Genomic DNA, 18,907 nt, shown 5'->3' with positions numbered 1-18,907 from the left:
CAGAGCCCCGTACGGCAGTACGGTGTGGAGCATGCGCCCCGACACTCCCGCTGATCACCACGCCGAAGCCGAGCGCCTGCTGCGCACCGCCGAGCAGTACCCGGAGGACCAGGAGCCGCTGCTGCTCCAGGCCGCGGCACACCTGGAACTGGCCGGCGACCGCGCCCGCGCCACGACGCTCTACGACCGGCTGCTGGCAGGCCCGGCCGAGAACCTCGCCCTGATCAAGGCCCTGCAGGCGGCCAACCTGTGGGAGTACGGCCACGAGGCGGAGGCCCGCGCCATGATCGACGGCATCCGCGCCTCGACCCCGCAGGACCCGGCCCCCTGGGCGATCGTCGCGGAGACCCTGGAGGCCCACGACGAACCGGACGCCGCCCACGCCACCTTCACCAAGGCCCTGACCCTGCTGGTCGACCCGGCGGAGGAGGTCCCGTACGCGGCGCAGGCCCTCCTCACCGGCCGGCACCGCGTGAGCAGGGCCCTGGGCAACGAGCACGACGCGTGGGACGCCCTGGCCGACTCCCTGCACACGGGCGACATCAGCCTCGACGAACTCCACGACCCGAACCGCCTGTGGGCCCTCGGCTCGAACGACCCGGCGGTCCTGCGCGCCGAAATCGCCCGCCTCCAGTCGGAGTTGGGCACCTACCGGGCGGCCCTGTCCCGCCCGTTCCCGGTGGCGGTGCTGCACTGGCAGGCCGCTGAACTGGCCGAACTCCTGGCGGCGTACCCGGCCCTGGAGTCGGAGTACCCCTCCCACGCGACGCACCTGATCGAGATCGAATCGGCGCTGCGGGAACTGTCGGCGGCTGGCACGAAGAACCTGGGCATCGTGACGGGGAGCATCCCGTCGTACGAGGCGTTCGCGGCCTCGGAGTCGGCGTCCCCGTCGGAGACGGCCCTGCTCCCCCAGTACGCCACGACCCTGGCAGCCCGCGGCCGAGCCGTCCCGTGGCCCCCGGCCCGGAACGCGGCGTGCTGGTGCGGGGTGGGGGTGGCTTATCGGGGGTGCCACGGGGCGTAGGGGCTCTGCTGGACGTTTCCCGCGGCGCTACGGGTGGCGCTACGGGGGTGGCGGTGCGCGTGACGCTACGGGTGGCACTACGGATGGCCCGGCGCGGGCCGCGGCCCTAATAGTCCTGCGCGGCGTCGGAGACCTGCCCGTTCGCGGAGTCGGACGAGGAACGGACCCGCTGAATGTGCAGATGCCGAAAGAGCCGGATGACCGGGCGGATCAGCAGTTCGATGCTGCCGATGAGGAAACACCACGTCCCCATCGTGGCCCAGTCGTCGGAGAAGAACATCACGCTGCCGACGATGAACCACACGGCGATAAGGATGTCGTTGAGGATGCTGGCGATCTCGTAGCGCCGCCGGAGAACCACCTCCTCGTGGCCGATGTGCAGCGTCAACATGCCAGAGGGTGTGCTTGTACTCATGCAGCCACGCTAAGCGGAACAGCACCCCCACCTCCACATGCCACCCCGCCCCACCCGGCGAGCGACACATCAGCACGCCGGGCGGGGCGGTGAGCAACGCCCGGGCGAAGTCGTGAGCAACGGGCGGTGAGCAACGCCCGGGGCGAAGTCGTGAGCAACGCCCGGGGCGGAGCAGTGAGCAACGCCCAGACCTAGCGATGGGCGACGCCCGGGCGAAGCGGTGAGCAACGCCCAGACCAAGCAGTGAGCAACGCCCGGGCGAAGCGGTGAGCAACGCCCGGGTCGGCACCGCTCGCCACCACGGGACGGGCGCCCGCTACTCCGTCAGCCCCAGTTCCTCTTCTTCGACCCGGGCCTCGGCGCGGGCCTCCTCGATATGGCGCTCCACCCGTGCCGTCGGCAGCTTGGACCTCAGCGCGAGCAGATAGACGATCGCGGCGAGAACCAGGTTGACCAGGAAGCCCCAGCCGAGCCCGATGTAACCCAGGCCGCCGTCGTAATCACCCACCCAGCTGACGACGGCCAGGCCCACCAGCCACGGCGCCAGCCACGGCAGACCCGCCCGCCAGTCCAGCTTCGGGGCCCGGCCCTTGTCGGTGACCTCGAAGATCGCCAGAAGAACGAAGCCGATGCCGATGGTCGCGAACAGCTTCCAGTTGGTGTTCCAGCCGGCCCAGTAGACGATCAGGTTCGCCGAGTACATCCCGAGGAACGGAATCACATCGCCGCCGGGCACCCGGAAGGGCCGGTTCCAGTCCGGTATCTGTCGCCGCATCGCAGCCAGCACGAGCGGGCCGGAGCCGAAGGACAGAACCGTCGCAGAGGTGATGAAACCGACCAGCTGCTGCCAGCTCGGGAAGGGCAGGAAGACGATCAGCCCCAGCACGAACGTGACGATCAGACTGATCATCGGCGCTCCGCGAGAGGTCGTCTTCGTCAGCGCCTCCGGCGCGTTACCGTTCCGCCCCATGGCGTACGAGATACGGGCCGTGACCGTCGTGTAGACCAGTCCGGTGTCCGCAGGGGAGATCACGGCGTCGACATACAGGATGTACGCCAGCCAGCCGAGCCCGATGGCGCTGGCGATCGCCGCCAGCGGACCGAAGTCGTTGGCGAACGTCAGACTGAGCCAGCCGCCGGAGGACTTCAGATCGTGCCCCGGGACCGAGGCGATGAAGGCGATCTCCAGCAGAATGTAGATCACTCCGGTGAGCAGCACCGAACCGATGACCGCGAACGGCACGTTGCGCTTGGGGTTGTCCGTCTCCCCCGCCAGCTCGACGCCTTGGCGGAAGCCGAGGAAGGAGAAGGTGATTCCAGCGGTCGAGATGGCCGTGAAGATGCCCTTCATCCCGCCCGGTGCGAACCCGCCGTACTCCGCAGCGGTGAAGTTCCGGCCGTGGAACGCCGTGACGGCGAAGGCAACGACCACCAGGATGATGACGGCCAGCTTCCACCACACCAGCGCGTTGTTGACCCGCGCGAACCAGCGGATGCCGAAGTAGTTCAACGCCACGAAGAACGCCATCGCGATGACCGCGACCACATAACCGAGTGCCGTCAGTGTGTGCGTCCCGGTTTTCGGATGGAACTGCGTGAAGTCCGCCCATTTGGTCGCGTATTGGAGGGCGCCTTCCACCTCAATGGGAGCGACGGTCGCCGCGGCGATCCAGTTGATCCATCCCATGGTGTAACTGGCGAACGACCCGAAGGAGATATGCGGAAAACGCACCACTCCACCGGACACCGGAAACATGGTCCCCAGCTCGGCGAAACACAGCCCGATGAGCAGGATCATCACAGCGGCGATCGCCCAGGAGAAGATCGAGGCCGGCCCTGCCAGCCGGGCCGCGTTGAGTGCTCCGAAGAGCCAGCCCGAGCCGATGATCGACCCCACACCGGCGAACAGCAGACTGATCCGGCCCATGTCTCGCCGCAGCCTTGGTTTCTCCGAGGATCCGCTCGGAGAGTTGGATATATCGGCCATACGACATCCCCTTGTCCCTGCGCTCCGACTTGGCCAGGCCGTCGGTCCACGGGTTCTTCCGTGCAGCCACTCGGGCGGGCCGGGGACTGCCCTGCGGGGGCAACGCGAGGGGAGGCCATACACCCACTCCACACGCCACTCACTGAGAGAGATCGGCGTTCCTGTACCGCGCACCTACCCAGAAAGCGGCGCACAAGCCAGGTCGACCAAGCACGCAACCATGCTGTGACCTGCGGCCGCCGCTCCTGGTCAGTCCGCACAATTCGCGGTGATCAACATGGCCGGACTGTCCCGGCAGCGGCCGGCACCGGCCCTGCACCGAGATCACGATCTACGGCTGGAGCAAGGGACTACCCGACTCCCGGCCGCGTGCCGGGCCCTGGAGCCGGAGTACGCCTCCCACCCGGCGCGCCTGATCGAGATCGAACCGGCGCTGCGGGAACTGTCCGGGGCGGGCACGAAGAGTCCCCGTGGGAAACGGCCTTGCTCCCCCAGTACGCCACCAACCTGGCAGCCCGAGGCCGAGCCCGCCCCCTCGCACCCGGCCCGGAACGCCGGGTGCTGGTGCGGGGCGGAAGAGCGCCTACCGGGAGTGCCACCGGGATGGGTCCAGCGCACATCGCATGGCCCGTGACTCCTTAGCTAACCTCGAAGCATGGCCGAGAACACCGAGTGGACGCCCCCGGACGGATCCTGGGCCTCATCTGCCGCGAGGCGCCGCAACATGCAAGCGATCCGCAGCCGGGACACGAAACCCGAACAGCATATTCGCCGCCTAGTGCACGCACGTGGGCTGCGATATCGCGTCAGCACACGGCCGCTTCCCGGACTTCGACGCACGGCAGATCTGGTCTTCCGGCCGACAAAGGTGGCAGTGTTTATCGACGGGTGCTACTGGCATGGCTGCCCCGATCACTACGTCCCCCCGAAGACGAACTCTGGCTACTGGTCGGCCAAAGTACTGCGAAACATAGAACGCGATCGCGACACTGACAGAAAGCTAGTCGAAGCGGGGTGGCTCGTGCTCAGGTTCTGGGAACATGAGAACTCATGCTCCTGCGCGGACAAGATCTCCGCTACGGTCATCGGACGCAGAAGCATGCCCGACGGCTTCCACTGAGAAAATCGTCAGATTTGAGGAATCTTCAACCGCGACGTCTACGCTTTCCTTCATTTCATAACCGCCCATAAGTTCACGTCGACTCTCAGGCCGCAGCACAGCAGCAATGGCCCGCCCGACAGCTTCAGCGACTGGCGGAGGAAAAGCGTTTCCGATCTGCCGGTACTGTGCCGTTTTCCCGCCCTCGAATTTCCATGTCGATGGAAACCCCTGAATAATTGCCGCCTGCTCAACAGTAAGCATCGGGCCATCCGGACGGAACAGATCCCGTCCAGGGTCGCAGTATGCTTCGTCGTTTGCCACGCCGTTCCCGTCGACCCCAAGATCTGCCCATGCACGCTTGGCTCGGCTGGGGCCGAGATCAGCACCACCGTGCTTCCGAGACCCTCCGACCAGCGTCGGAGCCACACCTTGGGTGGGCCCAGACCGCATACCCGCAGAATCGGCTTCCCAAGCACGGAAAACGTCTTGGCCTGTCTTCTCATCCGGGAGCGCGGGCTTCCCATCCTTGTTCAGCGACCAATATTCCTGGCATCGCCTCAGCATTGTAGGCCTGAGCTTGTCGTAGACAGTCGCGCGACTTCCTTGCGTCTTGACTGGCCACACAAAACTGCACCCGTCAGAGACATCTTCGTGAATCGCCACGAGGATCGCGCGAGGCCGCAGCTGAGGGACACCAAAATCCTTGGCCTCAACTCGACGCCAGACTTTCTTCATCTCCTGATCCTGCCGGCCCGTCGACCATTCCTCATTGATTGACGGAACCAAATATCCCAAGCTGCGGAGCTTGTTCACAATCTTTCTACGGTAAGAAATGAACATTTGTGGCGGTTCCAGAATTCCGCGCACATTCTCGATCATGATCGCGTTAGGCCTGAGCTCTTCGACAATCTTCAACATATCCGGAAAGAGATCCCGTTCATCTTCCGGACCAAGCTGCTTACCTGCCAGAGAGAACGGCGGACAGGGAACTCCACCAGCGAGCAAGTCGATTCGCCGACCGCTCTTCTTAATCTCTTCACATTCTGGCGAATCAAGAAAGTCTTTGACATCTCCCGGAGTCAGCGAATTCGCCTTCGCCTTGCTCCAGCCCGGCCAAGATTTAACATTCCCCTGCAAGGTACCGACGGCATGCCGATCCCATTCAACAAGTGCCAGGTGATCAAACCCCGCATTGTGCAGCCCAAGAGCCTGTCCACCTGCTCCAGCGCAGATCTCGACCGAGATGAGCGGCTCGTCGAACTGCGGTCGCTTCCGCCGGGCGGCCATCTGGGACTCCTCAGGGTGTGGCGCAAACTAGCTGCACAAGTCTCGCAGAGATCACAGCATTCTCACTAGAAGTCTCGCAGCATGCCAATGCGCCGCCCGCCTTGGGGTACGGCGGACGGCGCACCATAGAAACAATCTATCTGATTCTCCCCAAATGCGACAAAAACGCCTGGGCGTCCTCGGCCCCAAGGCCAGCAGCTACGGCTGGTTCCTCCTGCAAGTCGGACAACTGCTGCACAGAAGGATCGTCAAGGATCTTGCCCATGAACTCCAGCTTCTGATCAAGCCGGACACGGACTACCTCGTCGACCGTATCGCGCACAGCCAGCACGGTGACGCGGGTCTCGGTGTCCGGGTCGAGCCCCAGCCTGTGGATCCGGTCCAGACTCTGCAGGAAGCGGCCGGCCATGAAGTCGCGGTCCACGTAGACAGCATCGTGACAGATCTGGTGCAGGCTGATTCCCTCACCGAGGGTCGCCGGGTTGGAGAGCAGGACCATGCACGCTGGATCCTCCCGAAAGCGCCGGATCTGCTCTTCGCGATCGACAGTGCCGCCGTACACAACAGCTGGCGCGTACTTCTCCAGGAGCCGTTCAAGAGTGGTCAGGCTCCGGACAAAGGTCGTCCAGACCAGCGTCTTCCGCCCCCGCTGGGCGTTCTCGGCAATGATCGCGGCCGTCTCCTTGTACTTAGGCGACAGCTCGTAGTCGGGCAGGTTCTGCATGAGCGAGTAGAGCGAGTGCCCCCGCGGAATCTCCAAGGGCGGGAGCTGGTAAGCCAACGGCTCGTATCTGCTTCCGCTGTCAAGCAGTAGCGCCGGACTGGTAGCGGCCATCAGCAAGCGCAACGCGCTCTTCCCCAAAGAGCTGAGGTCATCGCGCGCTCCGCGCGTGTCTGGGTCCCCCACGAGAGACGCATAGATTTCAGCGTGCAGGGGCGGCATATCCACGTACCGCATACGTGGTTCCACCGGCGGGAGGCCGAGCTCCAACTTGGTTGTCCGAGCGAACAACGGCTTCAGGGCAACGCTGGCAGCTGCCAGATTTCCGCCGGCCACCGCTCGGGTCACGGACCGCTGGCCTTGTCCAGGCCAGACGAAACCCAGCAGGTTCTCCAAGTCCTTTGAGCCGTTAGGGGCTGGCGTGCCAGTAAGGATCAGCCGACGTTGGGCCAACGGGCCGAGGGCCATACATGCGGCCCCGTACGTCCCCCGTGCCCCCAGCTTCATCCGATGCGCCTCATCAAGGATGATCATCGAAGGCTCGGCCCTCAGCCACGCTGTGAGTGTCGTGAGCGAACGGTCCAGCCGTTCGTAGTTCACGATCAGAACCTCTGCCCATCCGTCCAGTGAACCGTCGAGTACGTGGGGGCGCAGTCTGTGACGGAAGCAGACTGCTGTCTCATACTGCCACGACTCATATGCCGATTTCGGGCATACAACGAGAAGTCTCCTGACGTGCCCCTGCGCCTTCTGCGCTGCGTAGACGCCCAGGGCTGAACGGGTTTTGCCAGCACCGGGGACGCTGAAATTGGCACCGTGCTGGAGAGATAGGAGCTTTGCTATGTCGCGCCGTTGAAACTCGCCCAGTTCGGCGATCCATTCCTCACCAAGCAACTCAGGGACGTCATCAGCTGAGACCTCGCCAGTGTAGGCAGGGGTGCTCAGTCTCTTTTCGACCGTCTCGGCATCCTGAAAGTTACCGAGTACCAGACTCCTGAGGTCAGAATCCCACTCCACCCCCGTGGGATCTGGCCAGCCCGCGACCTCACCTACGTTCGCCAGCAGGTCATCAAGGTCGATAGAAGCAGCGAGCGGGCCGAGCTGGCCGCCTGTACGGAAACGACCGACCAGCTGCACGAGATCCCCCCGGTAGCTGTCGGTGGTTCTGAAGATGACCTTGGTACGTGTCTCATCAAACCCAAGGGTTAGAGACACTTCAGTCATTGGCCCGCTGGTCACTGATTTCCTTCCGTGACGGCCTCAACGAGCCATGACACACCATCGCCAGGGTCGCCCTGGATCCTCTTCGCCTGCTGCGCCAGCTTGTTGAGGCTCTCTCGCAACTGAAGCACCGCATCATCGAATGCCTCTTCGTCAAGGCTCCTAGCAGCTCGCGCCTGTACCAGCTCGACAACACACTGGTCGATATCAGCGCATGCATCTGCGAGCCGGGCAGGAGCGAGCTGCTTCCGCTTGCGTACACGGGCATCCCGGCCGGCGTCGTCAATGGCTCTGTCAAACGCCTTGTGGGCATCGTCAAAAAGTGCACGAGCTGCCAGGCGATCAGCCTCGGACACCTCCGTCCCAGTAGCGCCCGCGACAGCCTTCGCCTTCAGGACCTGGTCGCTAAGGGCACGGGCTGCGGCGACGCGAGATGTAGTCGCCGGGACCGCGACACCGAGGCCCGGCACCATGACCGCTGCAGGAGTGGAGGCTGTGTCCCTTGCCGTATCAACAAGGCTTGACGGAAGGCTCCGAGCCAGGTAATCCGTTTTCACGAAGTGCTCGTCAATGTGCCTGACATCTGTCTTAGAGAATTCAAGCAACATCGCTGTAAGCCGAAGCTCCTTGATAACTTCAGCCTCATCTGGCTCGACCGTAGAAAGCTTCTTGTAGAGCCTTTCGAGTTCTTTCAGCTTCTCTTGATCATTCTCAAAATCGACTAGCCGAAGAGCAGCACCGCCCCCTCTGCTCCGCTCGATCAATTCACGGATCGTGCTCAGGATCCACCGCTCCTGGTGGTAGGTTTTCGTCTGAACCCTGAACTCTTTAGCAATCAGTTCCGGCGTCCGCCCCAACGCCGCCTGCTCTTCCATGGCCAGCAGCCGATTGATGTAGGAATAGTCGCGGCGGTGATCCTTGCGCAGCTGGAGCGAAAGTTCCACAGCGTTGATGTCAGCCCACGTGAAGGACGCCGGCAATACACCTACCCGCATAGACTGCTTGCCGATCTCCCGGAGTGCAGCAGCCCTCGTGTTTCCGTTCACCAGTACGCCATGGTGGGTAACCAGTCCAGGATCGTTCTGACCAAACTGATCAAGGCTCTCCTTCAGCTTGTCGAACTCAGAATCACGCACAGTCGGATTTGCGGGTTGAGCCTGAAGCAGATACCGCAGATAGTCCTGGCTCTCCGCGCTCCAGGGGTCACCGTCCAGCACCTTGTCCCTCAAAGGGTCGTGACTACGCTGAGCCCGAACGCGATGCGTGCCCGGGTTAAAGAGGAGACGCTCGAGGGGAAGATCAATCACCTCCACATGCATTGGGTGGCCGTTCCGGTCAAGCGTGACCGTCTCCCTAGTCCCTCCCGAGTTCTTCACCTCCTCTAGCCTCATTGCGATCAACTCGCTGAATTCATCCGCTCGCGGCGGTGTCTGAAACTCGCGAAACACGCTATCCCCGCTCCCTTTTCCTCTGGCTTACTTACTGTCTCCGGTTGCAGCCTGCCGGACTGCCTCGCGAGAAGTGACCGGCAGCGTCCGGTAAACACCCCACAACTGCTCCAGAGCTCCCTGCTTGCGCTGCCCCGTCTCGATCCAGCTCAGGAAGACGCTCTTCTCGAGTTCAGAAAGGCCCGCCACCTTGTTCAGCAATTCCCCAAGATCAACCTCCCGTTCACCGCGACCAGTACCGCAACGGTTGCATTCCGTGACCATCTGAAAGTCGACGCTGCCGCCAGCAAGTACCACTTTCCGCCGCGCCACATTCAGCTGTGACAGGGTGTCTGGATCGTCGCTGTACGGCTCCCCCGCGCCAATTCCACAGGTACGGCAGAGGAAGCTGTCGCCCTGCCAGACCTTCGCGCGCTGGGCGGCATTCAAACTATTCTTATGCTTGGCAACCTTCGCCTGGCCAGGGATCCAGACCTCGGCCCCCTTGGCCACATACCGCTGCTCCTCCTGCTTGAGCGAAGGATCATCGCGACTCGTATCGATCCGCCAGTCGTGGGTCCTGAGATCGCGCAGCCGTCTGTCGATCTGTGCCACCTCAGGAAACGCCTTGCGCAACTCAGCCTTGGTGAAGGTATTGCCCTCCCCTACGACGGTCTCCAACCAGAGGGCCGCCCGGACCTTGCCGCCAAGCTTCCCGTTCTGCCAAGGAGGCAGCGTCATCTCATTCTCCGATCCTTCAGTAAGAAGTGACCACATACACCTGCCACCCGGCCTGAGACGTACAGTCAGACGGCAAGCACGCAGGCCACTTGCTGTTGCTGTGCGACTCAGGTATGCGCTGGGTGGATCAATTGATGCCGTACGACCGAACTGAAGTCCAGCGAATGCGCATGTTGCACCCAAAGACGTCGACACAGCTGGCATCAGGCACCACTGGCCGCAACTCCCCGCCGGGCAGTTGCGGCCAGGCATAAGGGAGAGGGACCGCGATGCGCGCCGGACAAGTAGGCACCAAGATCAGCCGCACCCTCCCCCCGGGGAGGGTGCGGCTGGCCCACGTTCTGGGGGAGTTGTATCGACACACCGGGGCCCCCACCCTCGCCAAAGCAGTACTGCTGTTTGACGAGCGGGGCTATGTGACCAATCGAGATGCTATGTCGCGATACTTGAACGGACGCCATGTGCCGCCGCTCCGCTTCGCGACGCTCATGCACGAAATAGCCGTCGCCAACACGGGTTCCGAGGCCATCGTTGGCCTGTCGAGGCAGGCCGTGATCCAGGCACATGAGAGTGCCGAGCCGACCCTCTGCAAGGTCTGCCCCGAGTTGCAACGCGAGAACGACGCGCTCCTTCGGGAGAGGCGTCGGCTAGAGGAGAGTGAGGCCGGCCTGTCAGAAGCGCTGGCCAACGCTCGACAGCGAGCAAAAACGCTGCCGGTCCCCCACTTCAGCAGGGACCGGCAGCGACGATCGAACGACATTGCAGGCGCCAGGCAGATCGCCAGTGCCGCCGCGAAGCTGCAGGACCAGGGCAGCGCGGACGAGGCCTTGTCAATGCTGATTGACACGGTCGGAGCGCTAACCCCTCTCGAAGGAGCGGCGTCCCTCGTGCTGCTGCGCAGCACGAAGCAGACGCAACTTGCGGACACGCTTGTGCACTTGTACGGCCAGGAACACTCCGAGAAGGAGGTCATTCAAGTGGCACTCAAACTCCACGACCGAGGCATGGCGGACGACGCCATCGAGATGCTGCGGACAGCCGCACGATGAGAGGCCCAGCCCCAAGGCCTCAGACAAAAACCCAGCCGCCCGATGGGCGCATGCCCAGCCAGCCCAGCGCATCACGTCCTTGCATTAAACGCAGCTACGAGCTGAGATTCAGGCTCGATGCCCCCCCGAAGGTCATGCAGCCTCCGCCTCAAAGTGCATCTGCGCCCGGTCCAAAACCTCGTCCGGATCTCCTCCCTGCGCGGTGAGCCAGTGGAGAAGATCAGCGATGAGGTCAGTCGCCGATTCATCGAGGGCGTGCCGTCGGCCCCCGAGCAGCGCCGGCGTCCCTGTCATACGGCCATAGCTCTCAAGCACAGCCGACGCCCGCTGGATGCGACGGCACCGCTGATCAGCTGGCAGCGCCAGCTCGCACTAGCAGCCAACAGCCATGACGTCGCTGTCAACGGCTTCGAGGATCTGCAGTTCTACCGGGAGTTGGCTCTGCCGAACAGCGAGCGGTCACTCCTGGCCGAGGTCGCGGTCGAGGGGGATCTGCGTGAGAAGGCGGCCGACTCCCTCACCGAGTGGGCAGCGCAGTTGCCGGTCGCTGTCGTGCCCAAGCTCTGACCAGGCCGCCGGGTGATCAGGCCAGTCCACCGCGTAACCCGCCTGCCGCCCCATACCCAGCCGCGCGTAGCGGAGCAGTTCGCGGGCGATGCCCGCGTTGCCCATGCCCCAGCCCAGGTGTGGTTCGAGTTCGGTCGGCGTGGCCCGGTGTTCGGTGTTTGACCAGCGTGCTCCGTTCGCGTCCTCGGTTGCCCTGGCGGCCAGGTCCGCCACGAGGATGTTCGCGAAGTCCAGGCCGTCGCCGTGTTCGACCTGTCGGTCGCATGCCAGGGCCAGTACCCCCGCCGTCCCGCAGCACCGGCCGTTGTTGTCCCAGAAGCCGGGGCGCAGCCGCTGGGGGAGGCCGGAGTGGGTGACCGTGTGCCAGCAGCCGTCCGCCAGTGCCGACCAGGACGGGTCCTGGAGGGCCGCCGCCAGCAGCCGGAACGCCTGGGCGTCGCCCGTCGGGCCGTGGCACCAGCCGTAGCTGTAGCGCTCGATGCGGTCCGGGACATGCTGCGGGTCGGAGTGCGGGACCAGGAAGCCCGTCGGGCCCGCCTCGTTGCGGGCGATCACGTCCGATGCGCCGGCCACCGCCAGTTCGGTCAGGTCGGGGCGTCCGGCCGCCCGGCCTGTCGCGGCCAGGGCGTAGGCGATGCCCAGCGTGCCGTGCGAGAGGTGATGGAACCGGGCCGGTGCACCGGACAGCGACTCCCACTGCACGCCGTCCGCCGTCCGTTCCGCGGTACGGAGGTACGGGGTCACCGCGCGTACGGCCAACTCCTCGTCCCCCACGGCCAGTGCGCCCAGGGCGATGCCCCCGTTGCCGATGAGCAGGTCGAACCATCTGTCGTCCCAGCGCGTTCCGTCGAACCGAGAACGCACCCGTTCCATCGCCCGGTCCGCGGCCGCGCCCGCGGCCGTGTCCCCCAGCCGTTCGTGCACCGCGTGCAGGGCTACGGCCATTCCGGTCAGGCCCGTGTACAGGGAGCTGGCTTCCCACTCCTCCGCGGCTGCGGCGAGGGTGAGTGCGCCCCGCGCCGCGGCATCTCCGTACCGGTCGTCGCCGAAGTGCTCCTGGCCTTCGAGCAGCGCCAGCACGATCCCGGCAGTCCCGCTGTAAAGAATGGGGTCCAGCTCTTCGCCGGTCGCGGTCTCCGCCCAGGCCAGGCCGTTCCCGGTGTCACGCGCCGAACCGACCAGCCAGTCCAGAGCACCCCTGCCCAGGGCCTCGGCGGTGGCCGGCAGATCTCGTTCGGTGGACTCGGTGGACTCGGTGGGCTCGGTTGACTCGGTTGACTCGGTGGTCACCGGGCCAGCGTCCCATGGCCGTACCGGGCAGACAACGAGCTTTTGCCTGCTGGGCCGTCCGGAGGACATGCTGGCACCGTGGCAGGACAGCGTAAGCGGAGGAATCAGCAGCGTGGCGGGCCGGTACGGGGTGCCGGCGCGGGGCGGTGGGAAGTGGTTTTCGAGACCCAGGACGCGGCGGAGTGGCAGACCTCGGTCCCCCGGATCCGCGCCGAACTGGGGCTGACCGATGCGGCGATGCTGCGCGTGGAGACGGTGGGCGGGCGCGCGGAGGATCCGACTGTCTACCGTCTGAGCAGGTTCGTTCCTTATCCGTCGACGACGCCTACGCCTACGCCTACGTCCGCGGATACGCCTGCGCCCGCGGATGCGCCGGTTTCCGCTGATACGCCAGTTCCTCCTGATACGCCTGCCGAACCGGCGTGACACACCTCCTCGCCACCGTGTCGGCCCCTCACTCCTCTTCGTCGCGCTGACCTCCGTGGGACCATCGGCACCATGCAGTACCGGTATGCCAATGAGGCCGATGTGCCCGCCATGGCGGCGCTCTTCGCCGCCAACCGCCGCGATGCGCTCACCGAGCAGCAACGCTCCGAACAGGGATTCGTGCAGGGCCACTTCGATGCTGCCGCCCTGAGCGCGATGGCTCGGGGCGGACGTCTGCTCGTCGCCGCCGACGACGGGACGGGTGTGGTGGGGCTTCTCGCGCTGTCCTCGCCTCACGACCTGTCCAGCCCGCCGCCACCCGTCCGGGCGCTGCTCGATGCCCAGGACTCCTTGCGGTGGGAGGGGCGGCCGCTGAGTGCGTGGCGCTGGCTGATGTACGGGCCGGTGGTGGTCGACGCGGCCGCCCGGGGGCGCGGGGTGGCCAGGGGGCTGTTCCGCATGGCCGTCGAGGCGGCCTGGGGGCGGGCCGATGCCGTGGTCGCCTTCATCGAGGCCGAGAACCGGGCCTCATGGCGTGTCCATGTGGACGGCTTCGGGATGTGCCCGCTCGGTGAGTACGTCGCAGCCGGGCGTACGTACAGTGCGGTGGCCGCGCCCGCCCGTGAGCCGGGGCCCCGGTAGGCCCTGGCCGGTGCCCGTCCCGGTCCGTGCCGCGTCCGTACCGCGCCCGTCCCGCGTCCGCGCCTCTTCCGTCCCGCGTTCGTCCCTCTTCCCAACTCGCTGTCGACATCCGGGAGATGCGGTGTCCGATGGCCGCCAGCGGCGTTCGGCCGGGCGCGGCAGGCTCGGGGCATGGCACAGACAAGACCTGAACCTGAATCCGGACGTGCAACCAGACGTGAAACCGGACCCGGTCCTGACCCGGGACCCGGAGCCGGACCTGAACCCGGAGCCGGACCTGAACCGCTGGCCGTACTCCAGGGCATGTACGCGGCAGAAGCCCGCTACCTCGCCGCCGGCGGCCCGGACACGGCCGGTTTCGGCCTCCTGGCGCCGTTCTTCGCCCCCGATGTCGTCCTGCGCCAGGCGGCCGGGCTCCCGTACGGCGGGACCTGGCGCGGGCACGAGGGCATGGCGCGCTTCTTCCGTGCCATGAGCCGGACCTGGGAGTCCTTCCGGATGGCCGGGCAGGAGATCCTCGCCACGGGCGGGCCCCTCGGCGAGCCGCTCGTCGTACTCCACCGCATCCAGGCCCGCTCCCGCGCCACCGGGCGGGAGGTCGCCTTCCCGATCCTCCAGACCGTTACGGTGCGGGACGGCCGTATCAGCGAGGTCCGGCCGTTCTACTGGGACACGGCGGCCATCGCCGAGGCATGCGATCAGAGGCGGGGGTGACCCCCTCCTGTCCTGCGCCCCGCCCCTGTCCCCCCGCCGGGCCCCCTGCCCTATCCACCACCCCGGCAGCGGCCGCCGAATCCGCGCCATTAGCCTCGTCCTCATGGCAAAGATTCCCGCAGCAGCCGTAGCAGCCTCCGGTCTCGTCGGCGGTTTCGCCGTGGCCCGCTGGACCAGGAAGCGTCCCCTCGGGGGTGTGGCGCTCGCCGCCGCCGGTGCGGTCGCCGCCCGGCAGTGGCAGCAGGAGGCCGGTACGGCCAAGGCCGCCGCGCTCACCGGTGTCTACCTCGCCGCCTTCGGCGGGTCCCACCCCCTCGCGAAGAAGATCGGCGCCTGGCCCGCCGTGTTCTCGGTGGCCGGTGCTGTCGCCGTGGCATCGACCGCGATCGCCCGCCGGGCGTAGCCCACCGGGCCTAGCCCACCCCTTAGCGCGGCCACGATCACGGTCACGATCGCGGTCGCGGTCACCCGCAGGCTGCCGCCCGCCGGGCCCCGCCCCGCCGGGCCCCGCCCCGCCGGGCGCCCCGCCCGCTACGCCCCCAGCGCGTGTGACACCGCGTAGATCGCCAGACCGGCCAGCGCGCCGACGACCGTGCCGTTGATCCTGATGAACTGCAGGTCACGGCCGATGTGCGCCTCGATCTTGCGGGACGTCTGCTCGCCGTCCCAGCCCGCCACCGTGTCCGAGATCAGTGACGTGATCTCGCCGCGGTACGTCGTCACCACGTACACCGCCGCGTCCTCCAGCCACCCCTCCAGCTTCTGCTGGAGCCGGGTGTCGGTCGCCAGCCGGGCGCCCAGGGACAGCAGCGAGGCGCGGGCGCGCAGGCGCAGTTCGCTCTGCTCGTCCTCCGCCGCCGAGATGATCATGGTGCGGACCGAGGACCACGCCGACGCGATGACGTCCTGCACCTCCGAGCGGCCCACCAGCTCCGACTTGAGGCGCTCCACGCGCGCCCGGGTGTCCGTGTCCGACTGGAGGTCGGACGCGAAGTCCGCCAGGAAGCGGTCGAGGGCGCCGCGCGCCGGGTGCTCCGGCATGTCGCGCATCTCCGTGATGAAGCGCAGCAGCTCCTTGTAGACGCGGTCGCCGATCCTCTTGTCCACGAACCTCGGCGTCCACCCGGGCGCCCCGCCCTGCACCGCGTCCATCACCGAGTCGGAGTGCACGGTCAGCCAGTCGTGGGCCCGGACGCAGACCAGGTCGACGACCCGTCGGTGCCCGCCGTCCGCGACGACCTTCTCCAGCATCTTCCCGATCCCTGGTGCGACCTCGGCGGCCTCCGCACGGCGGGTGATCGCCTCACCGACCACGGCCTGCACGTCCGAGTCGCGCAGCACGGTCAGCGCGCCGCGCAGCGCCGTCGACAGCTCCGCCGTCACCCGATCGGCGTGTTCCGGCTCCGCGAGCCACGTACCGAGCCGGCCGCCGATGCCCACGGCCCGCAATCTGGCCCGGACGACGGATTCAGAGAGAAAATTTTCCCCGACAAAGGAACCAAGTGACTCCCCAAGCTGGTCTTTCTTGTTGGGGATGATCGCGGTATGAGGAATGGGGAGGCCAAGTGGCCGGCGGAACAGTGCCGTCACGGCGAACCAGTCGGCCAGCGCGCCCACCATGCCCGCCTCCGCCGCCGCGGCGACGTACCCGGCCCACGACCCGGCCCCGGTGTGCGAAGCCCAAGTGGCGAGTACGAAAATGAGAGCGACCAGAAGGAGAAGTCCGGTGGCCGTCGTCTTCATCCGGCGGACCCCGCGCCGCTTCTCCTCGTCGGCCGCGCTGTAGGCAACGGAGCCCAGCGGCGCGGTGCCTGTGACGCCTTCCGTCCCAGGCCCGGCCCCTGCTTCTCTGTCCCTGCCCGTACGTTCCATCAGCTCCGCCTGCTCCGCCCGATTCCGCACCTGTACCGCCCCCGTACGTATTGTCCCTGCCTGAGCTACTCCTGGGACGCACGTCAAGTTCCCGAGGAGACCGACCGCTCATGACCAGGCGCCGTGGTTACGCCCTGCTCGCCACGCTCGCGGCAGTGGTGACGCTCGTTTCCGTTGGCATCTTCGCCATGGTGAAGTCACCGGCCACCACGGTCTCCGCCGGGGCCCCCTCCCGGGTCTCGTCGGGGGTGCCGGCGTCCGGCACCTGGACGGGCACCTGGTCGGCGGCGCCCGTCGGTCCTGAGCCGGGCACACCGAACGGCCTCCCCGGGAGCACCATCCGTAACGTCGTGCACACCAGCATCGGCGGGTCGCTGGCCCGGATCACCCTCTCCAACCTCTTCGGCACCCAGCCGCTGAAGGTCACCGAGGCGTCCGTGTCGGCCGACGGCTCCATCCAGGCGGTGACGTTCGACGGACGCCATTACGTCACGATCCCGGCCGGCGGCCAGACCATCAGCGACGCGGCCCGCATCCCGATCCCCAGCAACGGCAATGTGACGGTCTCCTTCACCACCCCGTCGCCGAGCGGCCCGGTCACGTACCACCCGCACGCCCGGCAGGTCTCGTACGCCAGCCTCGGCGGCCACACCGTCGAGACGCCCTACTGGCGCTACCTCACCGCCGTGGACGTCCTCACCCATGAGGCCCGCGGCTCGGTCGTGGTCTTCGGCGACTCGATCACCGACGGCATCACCTCCACCACGGACACCAACCAGCGCTGGACCGACGTACTCGCCGCACGGCTCGAAGGCCACTACGGCGTACTGAACGAGGGCATCAGCGGCAACCGCGTCCTGCGCGCCGGCCTGGGGCAGAGCGGCCTCGACCGCTTCGACCGGGACGCGCTCGGGCGCTCCGGTGTGAAGTCGGTGGTCATCGAACTGGGCATCAACGACATCCTGCGGCTGCCGCACAACGTGAGCGCCCGGCAGATCACCGACGGTCTGCGCACGCTGTCCCGGGAGGCACGGGCGCGGGGGCTGCACGTGGTCGGGTCGACGCTGATGCCCTTCGGCGGTCACCTGGGGGTCACCCCGCAGCTGGAGGCCGTACGCCAGCAGGTCAACGCGACCATCAGGGCGGGCGGTGTCTACGACTCGGTGGTCGACTTCGACAAGGCACTGCGCGACCCGTACGCGCCGAGCAGGCTCCGGCCCCAGTACGACTCCGGTGATCACCTGCACCCGAGCGACGCCGGTTACCGCGTGATGGCGATGACCCTGGACCTGGACGCCCTGACCAAGTCCGCCCCGGCCCGCGCCTGACACCGCCCGCCCCGGCCCGCGCCTGACACCATCCGGCCCACCCCGGGGAGGCCACGAGGCCGGCCGGGGTCCGCCCGGCGCTGAGCGCGCCTACGGGACGTCGCGCTCCGCGTACATCTTCGCGATGACGGCCTCGATGTCGGGCTCCCGTACCGCGAGGTCGACCATCGGGTACGCGGCGGCGACGGCCGCGACGAGCGGGGCGGCCGAGGCCGACGCCGGGAACGCCAGCCACTGCCGGGGGCCCTCCACCCGGACGTTGCGTGCCGCCGGGATGTCGATCGGCGGCAGCTCACGCTCCAGGTCCACCACCAGGGTCCGCTCGCTCTCGCCCACCTCGTGCAGCCCGGCGGGCGAGCCGTCGTACATCAGCCGGCCGTGGTCGATCACCATCACCCGCTCGCAGAGCTGCTCGATGTCGGTCAGATCGTGTGTGGTGAGCAGGACGGTGGTGCCGCGCTCGGCGTTCAGGTCGCGCAGGAAGCCGCGGACCTTGGCCTTGGAGATGACATCGAGGCCGATCGTCGGCTCGTCCAGGTAGAGGACTTCCGGATCGTGCAGCAGCGCGGCCGCGATGTCGCCCCGCATCCGCTGCCCGAGCGAGAGCTGGCGTACCGGGACCTCCAGCAGCTCGGCGAGGTCGAGCAGCTCCACGCAGCGGTCCATGTTCTCGCGGAACCGGGCGTCGGGGATGCGGTACATCCGGTGGGCCAGCCGGTACGAGTCACGCAGCGGCAGGTCCCACCAGAGGGTGGTGCGCTGTCCGAAGACCACACCGATGCGCTGCGCGAGCTTCGTCCGCTCACGGGAGGGGTCGAGGCCCGCGACCCTGATACGGCCGGCGCTGGGGGTGAGGATGCCGGTGAGCATCTTGATGGTGGTGGACTTGCCCGCACCGTTCGGGCCGATGTAGCCGACCATCTCGCCCCGGGCGACCCGGAAGCTGATGCCGTCGACGGCGCGGACCTGGTGCTTCTCCCGGCGCAGGAAGCCGGACTTGCGGTGTACGTCGAAGACCTTCTCCAGGGCTTCGAGTTCGATGAAGTCATCGTGCTCATCGTGCACGGCTGGTCAACTCCCCTCGCGTGTAA

General features: G+C 66.7%; 17 protein-coding genes. 8 read left to right on the top strand and 9 right to left on the bottom strand.

Annotation, left to right across the window (positions count from 1 at the left end; all coding sequences use genetic code 11):
* Positions 1-31 precede the first annotated feature (31 nt).
* A complete protein-coding gene (locus G3I19_RS08440; protein ID WP_164261427.1) occupies positions 32-1,027 on the top strand; it encodes a hypothetical protein in 996 nt (331 codons plus the stop codon).
* 106 nt (positions 1,028-1,133) lie between these two features.
* Here the strand turns inward: G3I19_RS08440 and G3I19_RS08435 are convergent, their stop codons facing one another.
* Together G3I19_RS08435 and G3I19_RS08430 are read right to left on the bottom strand one after the other, a co-directional pair.
* The gene (locus G3I19_RS08435) at positions 1,134-1,442 is read right to left on the bottom strand and encodes a YrhK family protein (RefSeq protein WP_164261425.1); all 309 of its coding nucleotides are present in this window, start codon (positions 1,440-1,442) and stop codon (positions 1,134-1,136) included.
* Between the two features lie 316 nt (positions 1,443-1,758).
* Positions 1,759-3,369 (bottom strand): APC family permease, encoded by a 1,611-nt coding sequence (locus tag G3I19_RS08430; RefSeq protein WP_239074068.1) that lies wholly within the window; start codon positions 3,367-3,369, stop codon positions 1,759-1,761.
* 715 nt (positions 3,370-4,084) lie between these two features.
* Between G3I19_RS08430 and G3I19_RS08425 the strand changes: the two genes are divergently transcribed.
* Complete coding sequence (locus G3I19_RS08425) at positions 4,085-4,549, top strand: very short patch repair endonuclease (RefSeq protein WP_164261419.1); 465 nt, start codon at positions 4,085-4,087, stop codon at positions 4,547-4,549.
* Here G3I19_RS08425 and dcm read toward each other — a convergent pair.
* The 4 genes from dcm to G3I19_RS08405 form a co-directional block, all read right to left on the bottom strand.
* Complete coding sequence (gene dcm, locus G3I19_RS08420) at positions 4,478-5,818, bottom strand: DNA (cytosine-5-)-methyltransferase (RefSeq protein WP_164261416.1); 1,341 nt, start codon at positions 5,816-5,818, stop codon at positions 4,478-4,480. The two genes, G3I19_RS08425 and dcm, sit on opposite strands and share 72 nt — an antisense overlap.
* 136 nt (positions 5,819-5,954) lie before the next feature.
* The gene (locus G3I19_RS08415) at positions 5,955-7,763 is read right to left on the bottom strand and encodes a DEAD/DEAH box helicase (RefSeq protein ID WP_164261413.1); all 1,809 of its coding nucleotides are present in this window, start codon (positions 7,761-7,763) and stop codon (positions 5,955-5,957) included.
* An 11-nt stretch (positions 7,764-7,774) separates the two neighbouring features.
* Positions 7,775-9,208, bottom strand: a complete 1,434-nt coding sequence (locus tag G3I19_RS08410; RefSeq protein ID WP_164261411.1) for a hypothetical protein — start codon at positions 9,206-9,208, stop codon at positions 7,775-7,777.
* Positions 9,209-9,235: 27 nt separating this feature from the next.
* Positions 9,236-9,928 (bottom strand): hypothetical protein, encoded by a 693-nt coding sequence (locus tag G3I19_RS08405; protein ID WP_164261408.1) that lies wholly within the window; start codon positions 9,926-9,928, stop codon positions 9,236-9,238.
* A 269-nt stretch (positions 9,929-10,197) separates the two neighbouring features.
* Between G3I19_RS08405 and G3I19_RS08400 the strand changes: the two genes are divergently transcribed.
* Both G3I19_RS08400 and G3I19_RS08395 read left to right on the top strand, forming a co-directional pair.
* The gene (locus G3I19_RS08400; RefSeq protein ID WP_164261406.1) at positions 10,198-10,977 is read left to right on the top strand and encodes a hypothetical protein; all 780 of its coding nucleotides are present in this window, start codon (positions 10,198-10,200) and stop codon (positions 10,975-10,977) included.
* Between the two features lie 210 nt (positions 10,978-11,187).
* Positions 11,188-11,544 carry a hypothetical protein gene (locus G3I19_RS08395; protein ID WP_164261403.1) on the top strand — a complete coding sequence of 119 codons (357 nt, stop codon included), beginning with the start codon at positions 11,188-11,190 and terminating at the stop codon, positions 11,542-11,544.
* On the opposite strand, the gene G3I19_RS08390 is transcribed toward G3I19_RS08395, so the two are convergent.
* Entirely contained in the window at positions 11,437-12,834 is a 1,398-nt protein-coding gene (locus G3I19_RS08390; protein ID WP_343235025.1) for a lanthionine synthetase LanC family protein, read from the bottom strand. The genes G3I19_RS08395 and G3I19_RS08390 overlap by 108 nt on opposite strands.
* A gap of 498 nt (positions 12,835-13,332) precedes the next feature.
* Between G3I19_RS08390 and G3I19_RS08385 the strand changes: the two genes are divergently transcribed.
* The 3 genes from G3I19_RS08385 (at position 13,333) to G3I19_RS08375 (ending at position 15,019) form a co-directional block, all read left to right on the top strand.
* Positions 13,333-13,902, top strand: coding sequence for a GNAT family N-acetyltransferase (locus tag G3I19_RS08385; protein WP_164261396.1), 570 nt, complete (start codon positions 13,333-13,335; stop codon positions 13,900-13,902).
* A 303-nt stretch (positions 13,903-14,205) separates the two neighbouring features.
* Entirely contained in the window at positions 14,206-14,616 is a 411-nt protein-coding gene (locus G3I19_RS08380; RefSeq protein ID WP_164261393.1) for a nuclear transport factor 2 family protein, read from the top strand.
* Positions 14,617-14,719: 103 nt separating this feature from the next.
* Positions 14,720-15,019: a hypothetical protein gene (locus G3I19_RS08375; protein ID WP_164261391.1), complete on the top strand. Its 300-nt coding sequence runs from the start codon at positions 14,720-14,722 to the stop codon at positions 15,017-15,019.
* Positions 15,020-15,147: 128 nt separating this feature from the next.
* Here G3I19_RS08375 and G3I19_RS08370 read toward each other — a convergent pair whose 3' ends face one another.
* The gene (locus G3I19_RS08370) at positions 15,148-16,488 is read right to left on the bottom strand and encodes a DUF445 domain-containing protein (protein WP_164261389.1); all 1,341 of its coding nucleotides are present in this window, start codon (positions 16,486-16,488) and stop codon (positions 15,148-15,150) included.
* Positions 16,489-16,598: 110 nt separating this feature from the next.
* Between G3I19_RS08370 and G3I19_RS08365 the strand changes: the two genes are divergently transcribed.
* Entirely contained in the window at positions 16,599-17,816 is a 1,218-nt protein-coding gene (locus G3I19_RS08365) for an SGNH/GDSL hydrolase family protein (protein ID WP_164261385.1), read from the top strand.
* 90 nt (positions 17,817-17,906) lie between these two features.
* Here the strand turns inward: G3I19_RS08365 and G3I19_RS08360 are convergent, their stop codons facing one another.
* Positions 17,907-18,881: an ATP-binding cassette domain-containing protein gene (locus G3I19_RS08360; protein ID WP_164261382.1), complete on the bottom strand. Its 975-nt coding sequence runs from the start codon at positions 18,879-18,881 to the stop codon at positions 17,907-17,909.
* Positions 18,882-18,907 lie beyond the last annotated feature (26 nt).

Source organism: Streptomyces sp. SID10853, assembly GCF_010548145.1.
Taxonomy (GTDB): Bacteria; Actinomycetota; Actinomycetes; order Streptomycetales; family Streptomycetaceae; genus Streptomyces.
The sequence above is the reverse complement of the archived record's forward strand: the minus strand, read 5'-3'. Positions and strand labels throughout refer to the sequence as shown.

Coding starts and splice junctions, on each gene's coding strand:
- G3I19_RS08440 (WP_164261427.1), top strand. CDS start 32: ATGCGCCCCGACACTCCCGCTGATCACCACGCCGAAGCCGAGCGCCTG.
- G3I19_RS08435 (WP_164261425.1), bottom strand. CDS start 1,442: ATGAGTACAAGCACACCCTCTGGCATGTTGACGCTGCACATCGGCCAC.
- G3I19_RS08430 (WP_239074068.1), bottom strand. CDS start 3,369: ATGGGCCGGATCAGTCTGCTGTTCGCCGGTGTGGGGTCGATCATCGGC.
- G3I19_RS08425 (WP_164261419.1), top strand. CDS start 4,085: ATGGCCGAGAACACCGAGTGGACGCCCCCGGACGGATCCTGGGCCTCA.
- dcm (WP_164261416.1), bottom strand. CDS start 5,818: ATGGCCGCCCGGCGGAAGCGACCGCAGTTCGACGAGCCGCTCATCTCG.
- G3I19_RS08415 (WP_164261413.1), bottom strand. CDS start 7,763: ATGACTGAAGTGTCTCTAACCCTTGGGTTTGATGAGACACGTACCAAG.
- G3I19_RS08405 (WP_164261408.1), bottom strand. CDS start 9,928: ATGACGCTGCCTCCTTGGCAGAACGGGAAGCTTGGCGGCAAGGTCCGG.
- G3I19_RS08400 (WP_164261406.1), top strand. CDS start 10,198: ATGCGCGCCGGACAAGTAGGCACCAAGATCAGCCGCACCCTCCCCCCG.
- G3I19_RS08385 (WP_164261396.1), top strand. CDS start 13,333: ATGCAGTACCGGTATGCCAATGAGGCCGATGTGCCCGCCATGGCGGCG.
- G3I19_RS08380 (WP_164261393.1), top strand. CDS start 14,206: ATGTACGCGGCAGAAGCCCGCTACCTCGCCGCCGGCGGCCCGGACACG.
- G3I19_RS08375 (WP_164261391.1), top strand. CDS start 14,720: ATGGCAAAGATTCCCGCAGCAGCCGTAGCAGCCTCCGGTCTCGTCGGC.
- G3I19_RS08370 (WP_164261389.1), bottom strand. CDS start 16,488: ATGGAACGTACGGGCAGGGACAGAGAAGCAGGGGCCGGGCCTGGGACG.
- G3I19_RS08365 (WP_164261385.1), top strand. CDS start 16,599: ATGACCAGGCGCCGTGGTTACGCCCTGCTCGCCACGCTCGCGGCAGTG.